This is a genomic window from Pseudomonas parafulva (genome assembly GCF_000800255.1).
In the GTDB taxonomy this organism is placed as follows: Bacteria; Pseudomonadota; Gammaproteobacteria; order Pseudomonadales; family Pseudomonadaceae; genus Aquipseudomonas; species Aquipseudomonas boreofloridensis.
Genome location: NZ_CP009747.1, coordinates 730,051 through 744,986, shown reverse-complemented (window position 1 = coordinate 744,986; position 14,936 = coordinate 730,051). Strand labels below are relative to the sequence as shown.

The following is a 14,936-nucleotide window of genomic DNA, read 5'->3' as shown; positions in this document are numbered from 1 at the left end:
CGCAGTTGCGCTATTGGCTGTCAAAGAAAAATGCGCTTATACGCTTGTATCGACGGCAGCAAATTCAAAGCCGTAAATAACCGCGACCGCAACTTCACCCAGGGCAAGATCAAGGCGCGCATACAGCAGATCGAGCAGAGCATTGACCGCTATCTTGCGGCGATGGATTCGGCGGATCGAGCAGCGCCCGAGGTCGCCGAGGCCAAGGTTGAACGGCTGAGCGAAAAAATAGAGAAGCTGAAACAGCAAATGACGAAGCTCAAGGACATTGAAGCGCAGCTTCACGCCAGCCCAGATCAGCAAATCTCTCTTACCGATCCTGATGCACGCTCAATGGCCACGAGTGGCCGAGGTAGTGGCACGGTTGGCTATAACGTACAAACAGCAGTCGATGACAAACACCATCTGATCATTGCCCATGAAGTCACCAATGTTGGCAATGACCGAACGCAACTGAGCAATATGGCGAATCAGGCGCGCGAAGAGATCGGCGCTGAGTCGCTGACAGTCGTCGCCGACCGAGGCTGTTACAAAGGTCCGGAGATCCTTGCTTGCGAACAGGCCGGGATCACCACTTTTGTACCGAAGCCGCTGACATCAAGCAGCAAAGCGGAAGGCCGATTCGGCAAGCAGGACTTCATCTACATTGCTGCATCGGATGAATACCGATGCCCTGCGGATCAGCTACTGACTCGCCGGCATTCTTCGGTGGAAGACGGCATGTTGCTGCACTGCTACTGGTTCTCGGGCTGCCAAAGTTGCGCCATGCAGAAGCAGTGTACGACGGGTAAGGAACGCCGGTTAAAGCGCTGGGAGCATGAAACGGTAGTCGAAGCGGTGCAGAACCGATTAGAGCATGATCCCGGCAAAATGAAGGTTCGCCGGCAGACGGTGGAGCATCCTTTCGGAACGCTCAAATACTGGATGGGAAGCACCCACTTCCTGACCAAAACCCTACCGAGGGTAAGCACCGAGATGAGCCTTCACGTGCTGGCTTACAACCTCAAACGAATGATGAGCATCTTTGGCATCGCTGGACTGATTGAAGTGATCAGGACATGAGTCCAAGCGTTTCTTTACGTCCGTATACGGCTATCTGGGCCGCTGCCGAGACCCAGATAGTACAAGCCGCACCTGATACCCGACTGAAGTAAATCTGCACCTACATCTGCTGAATTAACAGGCTGCCCCAGCTTCTTTAGCTACTCGACGTACTTACTTGCGTTTTCACACAGCCTGGGTCGAAAGCAGCCGGACGCGAATAAACGCTTCCGCTCCTCAGAGAGTGAGGGTGCCTCTCATGGCACAGATTACGACCGGGATAGCAGTCAATGTCGGGTCAAACACATCTTGCATTCCCACAGGAACCGTCCCACTATCGATAACAATTCCCATTAGCAAAGTATCGCCCGCACGTGACGCCCTCTTCGCCCAGACTGCAATCTCCCGCAGCCAAATCCCCGCAGATACTTCGAACATCTACCACCAGAACCACCAAATGCATCACGCCGTCTGCAGCATTCGGGGACAAATAAAAAGTTAAGGCTAGTAGCGATCGACCAGAAGGTCGCAAAGTCGTCTACGTCGCTCTGGCTTTTCGGCCCGCCCAGGTCCTGGTCGTCCATCACCGCGCCGATGGCGATGCGCTCGATGCGCGAGAAGCGCTGCATCAGCGACAGCGCACCAGCACGCCTGCGATGTTCGTGGCCTCTATCAGGCCGGCGGCGCGGGCGCAGCCGCCCACATGCACGGCCAACTTCGACGCCAGCTCGGTGAACTGAGTGGCGATGCTGATGTACGGGATACGGTGGCGCATCGCGTACTTCGCCGGATGTGTCGACAGATCGGTGTGTCAGCACGGCAATCTTGCTGATCTGCTGATCGGGCGGCAGGCTCAGGTCACCCTATATGGCAACAGCACCCCAGCGCGTCTCAATAGTCGTTGAGGCTCAGGCCAGCAACCGGTCGATCAACGCCTGCTCGTAATCGTTGAGAGGCTGATCCTCGTAGAGCTTGTCGGAGGCCGCGATCAGCGCCTGGCCCTCGACCTCACGCCCACTGTCGCCATAAACATGCCCAAGATTCTCCAGCGACTGCAGGTTGCCGTGCACAGAGAAGGAGATCAGGTACCAGCGCTCGGCCTCCTCGAGCTCGCCCAGGCGGTGATAGGCCACAGCCAGGTTGTGCTGGGCGTAGACGTGGTCGGATTGTAGGGCCTGCAACAACGCCTGCTTGGCCTGCTGATAGTCTTCGAGCTGCAAGTAAAGAAGGCCAAGATTGTTGTAGCCATCGACATTGCCCAACTCGGCCGCGCGCCGGTAGGCCTGCTCAGCCTGCGGATAGCGCTCGGCATGCAGATGGACGTCGCCAAGCAGGTTCAGCGCCTCCGGATGATCGTGGCGCACGGCGTTGTTGAGGTGCTCGACGGCGGCATCGTGATCGCCATCCTGGTGGGCCATGCTGCCAAGGTAGAAGTGGCTGCGGGGACAATCGTACTCGGCGGCTTGCTGGAAGTATTGGCGGGCGGTGTCGTGATCACCTTCCTGGAAGGCCATGCTGCCGAGGTTGTAGTGGCTGCCCGGATAATTGTGCTCGGCAGCCCTCTGGAAGTGTCGGCGGGCGACGTCGTGATCACCGTCCTGGTAGGCCATGATGCCGAGGTTGTAGTGGCTGCCGGGATAATCACGATCGGCGGCCATCTGGAAGTGTCGATGGGCATCGGCGCGATCGTCACGTGCCAGGCTCACCGCGCCAACGCCATTCATCCAGCGTGCGTCGGCGGGACGCGCCTTGGCAAGGATCTGGAAGCACTCCTGCGCGGTGTCCAGATCCTGCTCGCGAAACGCCGCCCAGGCCTGCTCATGGAGCGCAGTCGCTTGCTCGTCACTGAGCGTTTTTTTACTCATGAACCACATGGTATTTCCTGCCTTGCGAGGGCCGACCATTCTAAAGGCGTGTATGGAAGCCAACAAGGCAATGGCTCTGCTGGGCAGGTTCGAGCCTTACTAGCCACACCCAGGTAGCAGCGGCATGACGCACTGGCGCGTGCCCTGAGCATCAGCGGTGTGGCTGCGCAGCGGACGCAGCAGCATCGCGGGTGGATGAAAAGAGCGCCAGCCACGCCACCCGCGACACCACCACCCGATACCCATCCCCATCGGCAAAGGTCGCCCCGTTCTCCCGCCAATACGGATTGAACGGCGCCACGCGCTCGAACCCACTCCCGCTCAATCGCAGGCAAAACGCTTCGAACGCCTCCAGCCCGTCGACGTAGATCACCAGCAGATCTTCCACCGTGTGCCGGGGCTCGACCTTCTGCCGCCGGCAATGGGTGAACTCCAGGTGCCAATGCCGCGCGGGATCGCCCAGCATCACGCCATCGAACCCGGCGTGATCCTCGAAACCGCCCAGCACTTCGAGCCCCAGCCCGTCGCGGTACATCGCGACCGCGCGCTGCAGATCGGACACCGGGCGGGCGATGCGTAGATGACTGATGGATACCGACATGACTGCCTCCTGATCGCTACGGCGCGAAGCACTCCGACTCGGAGCGCAGCGAACGCCAGTTGATTTTCACATCCTCTCCCACCGCCTCGGCCGTCACCAGGCGCAACCCTGCCGGTGCCGTCAGCGAGCTGGCGAAATCGCCCACCAGCAATGGCCGCGCCGCACTGCCGAGCAGCTTCGGCGCCACGTACAGCACCAGGTCGTCCACCAGGCCTTCCTGGATCAACGCACCGGCCAGCGTGGCGCCCGCCTCCACCAGCACGCTGTGCACGCCGCGGTCGTTCAGGGCGGTGAGGCAATCGAGCAGGTCCAGCCGACCACCTTGGCTGGCGACCTGGATACCTTCAGCGCCCCGGGGCGCCTGGCCACCGGTCACACCATGAAGAATAAACGTGGGCACGGCGCCATCGACCAGCTGGGCCGTATGCGGCGTGCGCAGGGCACTGTCCAGCACCACGCGCCACGGCGGCACGAAGGCTTGCGGGTCATCGAGCCGTACCGTGAGGGCGGGGTCGTCCGCCAGCACCGTGCCGATGCCGGTCAGGATCGCGCAGTGCTCACGCCGCAGCCGATGCACATCGGCGCGGGCGGCCGCGCCGGTGATCCATTGCGATTGGCCATCGGCCAGGGCGGTTCGGCCATCCAGGCTCATGCCCAGCTTGAGCGTCACCCATGGCCTGCCGCGCCGTGCACTGCTGATGAAGCCTTTGTTCAGGGCCTGCGCTTGGCTGCGTAGCACACCGACGTGCACGTCGATGCCCGCCTCGCGCAGGCCGGCGATGCCTCGGCCCGCGACCTTGTGGAACGGGTCTTCGCACGCCACCACCACCCGCGCCACGCCTGCGCCGATGAGCGCCTGGTAGCACGGCGGGGTGCGGCCATGATGGGCGCAGGGTTCCAGGGTCACGTAGGCCGTCGCGCCCTGTGCCTTGGCGCCGGCATGGCGCAGGGCATGGACTTCGGCATGCGCCTGGCCGGCGCGCACGTGCCAGCCCTCGCCCACCACCCCGTCGTCCTTGACGATGACGCAGCCGACCATGGGGTTGGGACGGGTGGTGAAGCTGCCGCGCCGCGCCAGGTCCAGCGCCTGCTGCATGTAACGGTGATCCGCGTGTTCGGTCATGAAGCCCCCAGACGGAAAAACCCGCGCCGCCGTGCAGGCCGGCGCGGGTGCGCATCAAGCGCTGACGGAGATGGGGTACAACTGCCCATCGTAGGAACTGGCCAGGAACAGGCCGTCCTGCGGGGAGTAGGTGATGCAGGAAATGCCGCTGGTGGTGGGCTTGACCCGGTGCGTCCAGCGTCGCTGCTGAAGGTCGAACAGCGCCACGGTGCCGCCATAGCTGCCGGTGGCGATCACCTGCTGGTCAGCCGAAGCGGCGATGCACTTGACCGAGTGCACATGCGGCGTCTCGTACACCTGCGAGGCGTCACCGGACCAGATACGCAGCTTGAGGTCGCGACCGATGCTGGCGAAGCCGCCTTGCACCGTGGCGCAGCCATTGGAAATGCGCTCGTGCGCCTGTTCCACATGCCGGGCCAGGGAGAAGTCGTCTACCCGGTGGAAGGCGGCAGCGGCCGTGGCGCATACGCTGAACAGGTATTCCTCGTCGGCGGAAATGCCTTTGATGGCGTTGTCATGCATCGACACTTCGCAGACGAACTCGGCCTGCCCCTGGACATCGCGTTTGAAGATCAGCGCCTCGCCGGTGTAGGTGCCCACCGCCGCGTGGGCCACGCCGTGCCGGGTGAACGCCGTGGCGCAATTGAGCGGCGAGCGATGCTGGTGGATCAACCGGCCAGTCACTGCGTCGTAGACCTGCCCCATTTGCCCGCCGGTGAGCATTTCCTCGCCGAAGGGCAGCAGGAAGTTGCACAGGCTGCCGATCAGGGTGCTGGGCTGGCCATCGATCAGCAGCTTGCCGGCATCGCCGATGGCATAGGTGTGGCCGTTGTGAATGGAGACCGCGTTGAGGCTGATGGCGTGGTCGATGCCCTCCAGGTCCCAGGTGTCGGTCGTGTGATCCCAGACCGCATAGGTGGAGCCGAAGGTGACGAAGGCGATGCGCTCATCGCCCAGGAACGCGCAACTGCGCGGCCAGATGATGCTCGGCAGGGAACTGTGCGCCAGGCGCGTCAGGGTGCCAGCCTCGTAGCGCCACAGCACCACCGAGCGGTCGTAGCTCAGGCTGATCAGCCAACCCTTGCGCTGGTCCCACACCACCCGTTTCACCCCAGCGGCATGGGCCTGCAGGCGGGTGGTGCCGCTGGCGTCGATGACAGTCAGGCGGCCTTCGTCGTCGCCGGCAAAGATGGTGCCGTCGCTGGCCAGGGCGATGGTGTCGGTTTCCACGCCACCCAGGTCGATGCGCTCCACTTGCTCGCCGGTCTGCACGTTCCAGCGGCGAATGGTGCCGTCGTCGCTGCTGGATACCAGTTGCTGGCCGTCGGCACTCCAACTGATGGAAATCACGTCGGCGCTGTGGCCTTCGAGGGTGCGCAGGCAGGCACCGGTTTCAGCCTCGAACAGGCGAATGGTGTGATCCCGCGAGCAGGTGGCGATGCGGTCGCCGGCCGGGTTGAAGGCGGCCATCTCGACGTCGTCGCGGTGACCGACCAGCGCCGCCTTCAGGCGCATCGACGGCACTTCCCAGACGCGCGCGGTGTAGTCGCTGCTGGCGGTGACCAGGCGCGTACCGCTGGCGTTGAAGGCGCATTGATTGGCCAGGTGATCGTGAAACACCCGGTGCAAGGCTTGTTTACGCGGCGCATCCCAGAGGATGACCTGATTGTCGTAACCGGCAGTGGCAACGTATTGCTCGGCAAAACTGGCGATGCCGCTGATGGGGGCAAAATGTTTCATCGCAACTTTTCCTTAAGCTGAACGATCCAGACCCAAATTGATGTCGTGGTTCTTCTTGGCGATTTTCGCGGCCAGGTAATGGCGGTTGTGCTCGGTCAGGAACACGCCGGTGGAAATCACCTCGTCCACCTGGATGCCGTGCTTTCTGAGGGTGGAGACCTTGTCAGGGTTGTTGGTCATCAGCCGGCAACGGGTGATGCCCAGGCCGCGCAGCATGCCGGCGGCGATGGCGAAGTCGCGGCCATCCTCGGGCAGGTCGAGGCGGCGATTGGCCTCGAAGGTGTCCAGTCCGGTGTCCTGCAGGCGGTACGCATCGAGCTTGGCGTACAAGCCGATGCCGCGTCCTTCCTGGCGCAGGTACAGCAGCACGCCGCCTTCGTCGGCCATGCGCTCGAGCGCTTCGTTCAATTGCGCGCCGCAGTCGCAGCGGTGCGAACCGAAAATATCGCCGGTCAGGCACTCTGAGTGAATCCGCACCAGCGGCGCTTGCTGGGTGACGTCACCGACCACGATGGCGATGTGTTCTTCGCTGGGCGAAAACCCTTCGAAGGACACGAAACTACCGACCTTGCCCCCCTGGAGGATGGGGATGTCCACGGTATTTTTAACTTTATAGATTGGCATACGAGCAACCCTCTTCTGATCACACTGCATGACGGGTCCTTGTCACTACACGCTTTCAGCGAGACGAAAACCCATGACGTAGATATCCCTTGGAAACTTTCCATGGCGCCGGGTGGTGCGGGCCAGATCGCGAAACCGCGAGTAGCTGCCGCCGCGGGCGACTCGATGGGTGCCGACGGCCGTCACCAGGTCGTCTTCGATGGCCGCACCGCCGGGATAGGCGTGGTAGTCATCGGCGACGAACTCTTCGACGTTGCCTGCCATGTCCAGGCAGCCAAATGGCGAAGCGCCATTGGCGAACAGACCCACCGGGGTGGTGGTGAACACGCCGAGTTCAGCGGTGTTGGCGTGATCGGGCAGGAAGTCTTCGCCCCAGGGGTACTGAAGGCCCTGCGGCCCTGCTGCGGCGTACTCCCATTGCGCTTCGCTGGGCAGATGGAACGCGCGCCCGGTCTTGGCCGACAGCCACTCGATGTAGCACTGCGCGTCTTCGACGCTGATGCCGGACACCGGATGGTTGGCGCGTTCGAGCGGGTAGCGCCCGAGGAACCAGTCGGTCGGGATACGCGGCGCTTGGGAATCGAGCAGAAACGCTTTGTATTCCAAGTTGGTGACCGGGTAACGACCGATCTTGTAGGCGGGCAAGTCGACCGCGTGCCGAGGGGTTTCCTTGGCGATCCAGTCCGGGTCCAGGTTCAGGTCGGCCAACGACTGCATCACCGCCGGCAACCGTTCGCAGGCCAGGCCGATCTGCGCCGTGGCTTCAGGCACCAGCACCATGTTCGGGGCCAGCGGATTGAGGCGCGGATCGCCCACACTGGCGAGGATCTGTCCGGCCGTGTAGCGATAGGCGAGCGCGCAGTCCTGGCTTTCCAGCGAATCGACCCAGTGCGCCACCCCACCGGCAACCAGTGCGCCGAAACTGTCCGCCGACAGGTTCAGCGTGCGGTTGGGGGTGAAGGACGCTGGCAGGCCAAGCAATTCGCGATCCGACAACTGTGGGTTGGCTCGACGCAACGTCTCGGGAGAATGAAAACTCATGAGTCCCATGGAGCTACTCCGTTTCTTGTTATAGGCGCGCGTTACAGCGTGCACACCAGCCCGGTCTGCAAACAGTTGTCTTTGAACACGTCCCAGAAGCCGGGCGTGTACTTTTGCTCGTCCGCCTTGAGCAACAGCGGCTTCTGCCACCGCAAGGAACTGAACCCGGCGTTCTTCGCCGCGCGTTCATAGTCGGCACGTCCCCAGCGATAAAAGGTGAATGGACTCGGCGGCTGGGTAACGAACTCGGCCTGGTGGCGATAACCGGGTCCCCAGGGTTCTTCGGTGCGGACATTCACGCCGTAGGACGTGAAGTTGCCCAGGCCCAGTTCGAAGTCGGGCTCCACGGTATAAGCCACTAAAGTGCCACCGGTCGAAAGATTGGCGGCGACGCACTTGAACATGTTCTCCAAGTCGTCGAGGGACGAGGCGTAGTTGAACAGCCACGCCGCCACCACCATGTCGAAGTTGCCGAGTTTTTCCATCTTCGAGGCATCGCGAACATGGAATTCGAGGTCGTCGCCAGTGCGCGCGGACTCTTCCCTGGCGAGGTCGATCATCTTTTGCGAGATGTCCACCCCGACCACCTTGCGCGCCCCGCGCTGGCGCAGTTGACGGCCGAAATAGCCGAAGCCGCAGGCCACGTCGAGGATCGACTTGCCGTGCACGTCCCCGACCATATGAAGAATCGTGCGAACTTCCACCTCGCGCTGGGCGGCGGTATCGGTAAAGCTCTCGAACAGCCCGCCAATCACATTGTATTCGGCGCTTTCCAATGTCATTTCACTCTCCTTAGTGGTTGGAAAACAGTGTTCTATGCACCCTGTTAGTTCCAGCACCTGTGCAAGACAATAAAAACCATAAGTGCCGCGAATAGGGTTATCCGCAGGCGGCACGAATGCCAATTCTTTGTTCGCATCCAGACTATTCGCGCGACGAATAACGCACTTGGAAAGTTCCTGTTCCTTCAGGATTACGAATAAAAAAAGGCGCACTTCGAACGAAGGCACCATGCGCATTGACGTGGGCAAAAAGCTGACTGTAGAGCGAGCCTGTCGGATTGGGTTAGTTGTAAAGATAAAAACCGCTGACGCTGAATTGATTCACGCCGTATTCATTGCTCATTCGCCACGCGCATGATCATCTGGCGCAACCACGTATGCGCCGTGTCGGATTCGCGGCGCGGGTGCCAGATCATCTTGAAGTCGAACTGGGGAATGTCGAACGGGGGTTCGAACAGGCGCAGCCGACCGTCGCGCTCGACACTGTCCAGGCTTCGCCGCGCCACGGTCAGAATCAGGTCGGTGCCGGCGATCAGGTCGCTGGCCACGCTCCAGTGCGGCAACGCCACGCTGATCTGGCGTTGCACGCCCAACTTGCTCAGGGCGCGGTCGACCTCGTTGTCGTTGCCGGCGCGCATGGCCACCAGCACATGGGGCCGTTTCAGCCAACCGTCGAGGTCGGCGATGCCCTTCTCGGGGATGCTGGAGGAGTCCGCCACGCAGACGAAGCTTTCGGAAAACAAGGTGTGCTGGCGCAATTCGTCCGACTGTTTGCCAGGGAATACCCCCAGCGCCAGATCCACTTCGCTCTCTCGCACATCGGCCAGCATCGACTCCCGACTGGCCTGACTGACCAGCAATTCCACGCCCGGCGCCATGGCCCTGAACGCCCGGGTCAGCCCCGGCAACAGCACACGCGAACCGTAATCGGACATGGCCAGGCGGAACACGCGCTTGGCTTTGGTCGGGTCGAATTGCGGCGGCTCGAACAGGGTGCCGATCTGTCCCAGCGCGTCGTTCAGCGGATGCAGCAGTTCGGTCGCCCTGGCCGTCAACTCCAGGTGACCGCCGCGGCGGATCAGCAACGGGTCATCGAACAGTCGGCGCAAGTGCGCTAAGGCATGGCTCACGGCAGGTTGGCTTTTATGCAAACGGGAGGCAGCGCGGGTGATGTGCTTTTCGACCAACAGTGCCTGCAAGGTCACCAGAAGATTGAGGTCGATACTTCGAAGATTATTCATCCGTTGAATACCATCCGTTGGTTATACGAATTTCCATTCCCTCTATTCATATTTCAAAATCAAGTCCAAAACAACCACTGATGAAGCGATAGCCAATGACCACTCCTCTTTCGATGTCTACCGCGATGCTTGTCGGCGCAGCCATAGCCGCAGGCGCAGTCGTGCCGTTCCAGGCCGCAGCCAATGCGGCGTTGGGACGCGCCGTCGGTCATCCCTTATGGGCCACGGTGGTGTCGCTGATCATCAGTTTGATAGCCATTGCGCCGGTACTGCTGGCGCTGCGTGCACCCGCACCTCAACTCGGTGCCGCCACCAGCCTGCCGTTGTGGGCCTGGGTGGGGGGGATTGCCGGGGTGATCTACATCACCGCCGCGTTGTTGTTATCGCCGCGCATGGGCACGACCAGTTTCATGGCCTGCGTCATTGGCGGCCAATTGCTCACCTCGCTCATCATCGACCATTTCGGCTTGATGGGGATGCCGACCAAACAGGTCACGCTGTACCGAATACTGGGTGTGGCAATGATTTTCATCGGGGTGTTGTTGATTCAATTGTCCAGCGAAAGTGTGATCAAGGAATGATCTGCCCATGCGCAAGAAACTTGCTCTATTCGTCAGCCTAGTGCTGGTCATCGTTATCGCGGTGTACGCCATGCCAAACACCACGACGGCGCAGCAGGCCAGCGGCGAAGCGCCGGCGCCCACCAACGTGCAAACCGCCCAGGCAAAGACCCAGTCGCTACCTCGTTATTTCGACAGCATCGGCAGCCTGGAAGCGGGCGAACAAGTGCTGGTCAGCGCGGAAGTGGGCGGCAAAGTCGAGGCGCTGAGTTTCGATTCCGGCCAGAGGGTTCAGAAAGGCCAGCGGCTGGTGACCCTCAACAGCGCGCCGGAGCGGGCCGAAGCCGATCATCAGCGGGCACTGGCGGCCAGGGCGCAAAAGCGTCTGCAACGCATCCGCCAACTGATCCCGGCAGGTGCAGTGGCCAAGGAAGACCTGGACAACGCCCAGGCGGACCTGGACGCGGCCAAGGCCATGCTGGCCAAAGTCGAGGCGGTGATCGCGCAGAAGACCATCACCGCGCCCTTCGCCGGCCAGCTCGGCATTCGCAAAGTGCATGTGGGCCAGTACGTGAACCCGGGAGACACCCTCGCCAGCCTGATCGACCTCAGCGAACTGAGGGTGAATTTCTCCCTCGATGAACACGCCAGCGCCCAGGTCCATCAGGGCCAGGCGGTGCTGCTGAGTTTCAGCGCCTTGCCCGATCAGACCTACTCCGCGCGCATCACCACCCTCGATCCGTTGCTCGACAGCACACGCATGACCCGCGTGCAGGCGATCCTGACCGAGGCGCCCCCCGCGCTCAGGCCCGGCATGTCGGCAGATGTGCGCGTGGTGCGCGCCTCTGCCGCGCCCGCCCTGGTGGTGCCGACCACCGCCATCGTCAGCAGCGCCTACGGCGACGTGGTGTACCGCATTACCCGCCACGAGCAGCGCGCCCAGGTGCATCGGGTCGCCGTGAAGACCGGTGCCCGCAGCGAGGGTTGGCGGGTGATCGCCGAAGGCCTCGAGCCCGGTGACGAAGTGGTGGAGGTCGGGCAGAACCGCCTGAGCGACGGGCAGGACGTCCAACCCGTGCCCAGCCCTGCCCCGGTTCAAGCAGCCCGGCAAGGAGCGGCCCATGCACTTCACTGATCTGTTTCTGCGCCGGCCGATCCTCGCCCTGGTGGTCAATGCCTTCCTGGTCCTCGCCGGCCTGCTGGCCCTCAACAACCTGCCGGTGCGCCAGTACCCGTTGCTCGACAGCGCCACGGTGACGGTGACCACCGAATACCCCGGCGCCTCCGCCGAGCTGATGCAAGGTTTCGTCACCCAGCCGATCGCCCAGGCCAGCGCCACCATCGAGGGCGCCGACTACATCAGTTCCTCCACCAAGCAGGGCCTGAGCACGGTGCAGGTGCGGCTCAAGCTCGGCGCGGACACCACCAAAGCGCTGTCCGACGTGATCGCCAAGGTCAGCCAAGTCAAGTACAAGCTGCCGGAAAAAGCCTATGACCCGGTCATCGAACAGTCGGCCGGCGACTCCACGGCGGTCGCCTACGTGGGCTTCTCCACCACCACCCTGTCGCTGGCGCAGTTGACCGACTACCTGTCCCGGGAAGTGATTCCCAGCCTGTCCGGCATCGACGGCGTGGCCAAGATCCAGACCTTCGGCGGCCAGCAGTTGGCGATGCGCCTGTGGCTGGATCCGTCGCGCCTGGCCGCGCGCAACATCACCGCCGCAGAAGTGGCCCAGGCCCTGCGTGCGGAAAACGTGCAGACCGCCCCCGGCAACCTCAAGGATGACCTGACGGTCACCAACATCCAGGTCGACACCGACCTCAAGAGCATCGCGCAATTCCAGGACATGACCCTGCGCAGCGCCGGCAACGAACTGATCAAGGTCAAGGACATCGGCACCGTCGAGTTGGCCGCCGCCAGTCGCGAAACCAGCGCGCTGATGGACGGCAAACCGGCCGTGCACCTGGGCCTGTTCGCCGCGCCCGCCGGCAACCCGCTGACCATCGTCGAGCAGATCAACAACCTGCTGCCGGCGATCAAGAAAACCCTGCCGCCCGGCGTCGAGGCGGACATCGCCTTCGAGACCGCGCTGTTCATCAAGGCCTCGATCGACGAGGTCACCCGCACCCTGGTGGAAGCCTCGCTGATCGTCGCGGTGGTGATCTTCCTGTGCCTGGGCTCGCTGCGCACGGTGATCATCCCGCTGGTCACCATTCCGCTGTCGCTGCTGGGCGCGGCGGCGCTGATGTTCGCCTTCGGCTTCAGCCTCAACCTGCTGACATTGCTGGCCATGGTCCTGGCCATCGGCCTGGTGGTAGACGACGCCATCGTGGTGGTGGAGAACGTGCACCGGCACATCGACGACGGAGCCTCGCCCTGGCAGGCGGCGCTGCTCGGCGCCCGGGAAATCGCCGTGCCGGTGATCACCATGACCCTGACCCTGGCGGCGGTGTATTCGCCCATCGCCTTCATCGGTGGGCTGACCGGCGCGCTGTTCAAAGAGTTCGCGCTGAGCCTGGCGGGCGCGGTGATCATCTCCGGCGTGGTGGCGTTGACCCTGTCACCGGTGCTGGCCGCGACGCTGATGAAAGCCCATTCGCCCAGCCGCACCGCCACCTTTTCCGACGCCCTGTTCAGCAAAGCGCAGCAGTACTACGCGCGGGTGCTGGTCCAGGTGCAGCGCCTGCGCTGGGCCGTGGTGCTGGGCAGTGTGCTGATTCTGCTGGCGTTGCCGCTGCTGTACCTGCACGCGCAGCACGAACTGGCGCCGTCCGAAGACCAGGCCTCGATCCTCACGGTGATCAAGGCGCCGCAGTACGCCAACCTGGCGTACAGCGAGCGCTACGCCGCCGAACTGGACGACGCATTCAAGGACATCCCCGAGGTGATCAGCCGCTGGATCATCAACGGCACCGACGGTCCGGCCAACGGCTTCGCCGGTGTCAACCTGAGCCGGTGGGATGAGCGCTCACGCACGGCGGCCACGATCCAGGGCGATCTGCAAGCGCGTGTCGGCGACATCCAGGGCACCAGCCTCTTCGCCTTTCAACTGCCCCCCCTGCCCGGCTCCACCGGCGGCCTGCCGGTGCAGATGATCCTGCGCGCCAGCGCCGATTTCGAGGATGTGTACAGCGCCATGGATAGCCTCAAGCGCAAGGCCCGGGACAGTGGCCTGTTCGCCACCCTGGACAGCGACATCGAGTTCGACAGCCCAAACGTCGATCTGCATGTCGACCGCGACCGGGCCAATGCCCTGGGCATCTCCATGCAGGCCATCGGCGATTCACTGGAAACCTTCCTGGCCGAGGGCTACACCACCCGCTTCGCGTTGCAGGGCCGCTCCTACGACGTGATTGCCCAGAGCACCCAGGGCGCCCGCTCGACGATCGAGGCGCTGGGCCAACAGTACGTGCGCAGCCGCAGTGGCGAGCTGGTGCCGCTGTCGGCCGTGGTGCGCGCCGAGACCACCACCAAACCGAACACCCTCAAGCAGTTCAACCAGCAGAATGCGATCACCCTGCAAGCCGTCCCGGCGGCCGGCGTGAGCCTGGGCGACTGCATCGCCTTCCTGCAACGCGAAGCGGCGAGCCTGCCGGACGGCTACAGCGTCGACTGGTCCGGTGAAAGCCGCCAGTACGTGCAGGAAGGCAGTTCGCTGGCGCTGGCCTTCGTCATGGCGATCATCGTGATCTACCTGCTGCTGGCCGCGCAGTTCGAGAGCATGCTCGACCCGCTGATCATCCTGGTGACCGTGCCGCTGTCCTTGCTCGGCGCGCTGATCCCGCTGGCGATGGGCTTCGCCACGGTCAACATCTACACGCAGATCGGGCTGGTGACCTTGATCGGACTGATCAGCAAACACGGCATCCTGATGATCGAATTCGCCAACGAACTGCAGGTGCGCGAGCGTCTGGACCGCATCAGCGCCATCGAAACCGCGGCGCAGATCCGCCTGCGGCCGATCATCATGACCACCGCCGCCATGGTCTTCGGTTCGCTGCCGCTGCTGCTGGCCAGCGGTGCCGGTGCCAACAGCCGGCATTCGCTGGGCATGGTGATGGTCTGGGGCATGCTCATCGGCACGCTGTTCACCTTGTTCGTGCTGCCGGCGCTCTATGCCTTGGTGCCAGCGCGTCGGGTGAAGGCTCAGCCCGCGCTCGCCGCGCCTAGGCTCTGTCTGAAAAGCCCTGATACTTGGTGATCCTGCGTTGAAAACAGCCTGGATCGCCAGCCCGGTCGGAATGCTCATTTACAACCAGTAAAGTCGAGCGCGACTCCGACCGTTCCTCGGCTGTTTTCGCCTTGTCTCCCCGGCGT

General features: G+C 62.9%; 12 protein-coding genes and 1 pseudogene. 4 read left to right on the top strand and 9 right to left on the bottom strand.

What is annotated here, in order from left to right:
• Nucleotides 1–48: 48 nt before the first annotated feature.
• Nucleotides 49–1,062 (top strand): annotated as a pseudogene (locus tag NJ69_RS03300) (IS1182 family transposase); the annotation flags it as partial.
• Between the two features lie 607 nt (nt 1,063–1,669).
• On the opposite strand, the gene NJ69_RS22590 reads toward NJ69_RS03300, so the two are convergent.
• The 9 genes from NJ69_RS22590 to NJ69_RS03260 all read right to left on the bottom strand — a co-directional run bounded on the left by NJ69_RS22590 (nt 1,670) and on the right by NJ69_RS03260 (nt 10,058).
• A complete protein-coding gene (locus NJ69_RS22590) occupies nt 1,670–1,816 on the bottom strand; it encodes a hypothetical protein (protein ID WP_155290511.1) in 147 nt (48 codons plus the stop codon).
• 133 nt (nt 1,817–1,949) lie between these two features.
• Entirely contained in the window at nt 1,950–2,906 is a 957-nt protein-coding gene (locus NJ69_RS03295; RefSeq protein ID WP_245219499.1) for a tetratricopeptide repeat protein, read from the bottom strand.
• Between the two features lie 151 nt (nt 2,907–3,057).
• Nucleotides 3,058–3,507, bottom strand: a complete 450-nt coding sequence (locus NJ69_RS03290; RefSeq protein ID WP_039576194.1) for a VOC family protein — start codon at nt 3,505–3,507, stop codon at nt 3,058–3,060.
• A gap of 16 nt (nt 3,508–3,523) precedes the next feature.
• On the bottom strand, nt 3,524–4,630 hold the full coding sequence (gene ribD / locus NJ69_RS03285; RefSeq protein ID WP_039576192.1) for a bifunctional diaminohydroxyphosphoribosylaminopyrimidine deaminase/5-amino-6-(5-phosphoribosylamino)uracil reductase RibD: 1,107 nt from the start codon (nt 4,628–4,630) through the stop codon (nt 3,524–3,526).
• 54 nt (nt 4,631–4,684) lie between these two features.
• Nucleotides 4,685–6,370: a WD40 repeat domain-containing protein gene (locus NJ69_RS03280; RefSeq protein WP_039576191.1), complete on the bottom strand. Its 1,686-nt coding sequence runs from the start codon at nt 6,368–6,370 to the stop codon at nt 4,685–4,687.
• A gap of 12 nt (nt 6,371–6,382) precedes the next feature.
• Complete coding sequence (locus NJ69_RS03275; protein ID WP_039576189.1) at nt 6,383–6,994, bottom strand: GTP cyclohydrolase II; 612 nt, start codon at nt 6,992–6,994, stop codon at nt 6,383–6,385.
• Between the two features lie 45 nt (nt 6,995–7,039).
• On the bottom strand, nt 7,040–8,044 hold the full coding sequence (locus NJ69_RS03270) for a formylglycine-generating enzyme family protein (RefSeq protein ID WP_116887785.1): 1,005 nt from the start codon (nt 8,042–8,044) through the stop codon (nt 7,040–7,042).
• Between the two features lie 32 nt (nt 8,045–8,076).
• Nucleotides 8,077–9,048: a class I SAM-dependent DNA methyltransferase gene (locus NJ69_RS03265; RefSeq protein WP_245219497.1), complete on the bottom strand. Its 972-nt coding sequence runs from the start codon at nt 9,046–9,048 to the stop codon at nt 8,077–8,079.
• Between the two features lie 101 nt (nt 9,049–9,149).
• Nucleotides 9,150–10,058 (bottom strand): LysR family transcriptional regulator, encoded by a 909-nt coding sequence (locus NJ69_RS03260; RefSeq protein ID WP_029612363.1) that lies wholly within the window; start codon nt 10,056–10,058, stop codon nt 9,150–9,152.
• Nucleotides 10,059–10,153: 95 nt separating this feature from the next.
• Between NJ69_RS03260 and NJ69_RS03255 the strand changes: the two genes are divergently transcribed.
• From NJ69_RS03255 to NJ69_RS03245, 3 genes are read left to right on the top strand one after another with little or no spacing between them, the layout of a single operon-like run.
• Nucleotides 10,154–10,639 carry a DMT family transporter gene (locus NJ69_RS03255; protein WP_029612364.1) on the top strand — a complete coding sequence of 162 codons (486 nt, stop codon included), beginning with the start codon at nt 10,154–10,156 and terminating at the stop codon, nt 10,637–10,639.
• A gap of 7 nt (nt 10,640–10,646) precedes the next feature.
• Nucleotides 10,647–11,753, top strand: coding sequence for an efflux RND transporter periplasmic adaptor subunit (locus NJ69_RS03250; RefSeq protein WP_052191978.1), 1,107 nt, complete (start codon nt 10,647–10,649; stop codon nt 11,751–11,753).
• Nucleotides 11,740–14,820 carry an efflux RND transporter permease subunit gene (locus NJ69_RS03245; RefSeq protein WP_039576184.1) on the top strand — a complete coding sequence of 1,027 codons (3,081 nt, stop codon included), beginning with the start codon at nt 11,740–11,742 and terminating at the stop codon, nt 14,818–14,820. The genes NJ69_RS03250 and NJ69_RS03245 overlap by 14 nt, the downstream gene beginning before the upstream one ends.
• Nucleotides 14,821–14,936 lie beyond the last annotated feature (116 nt).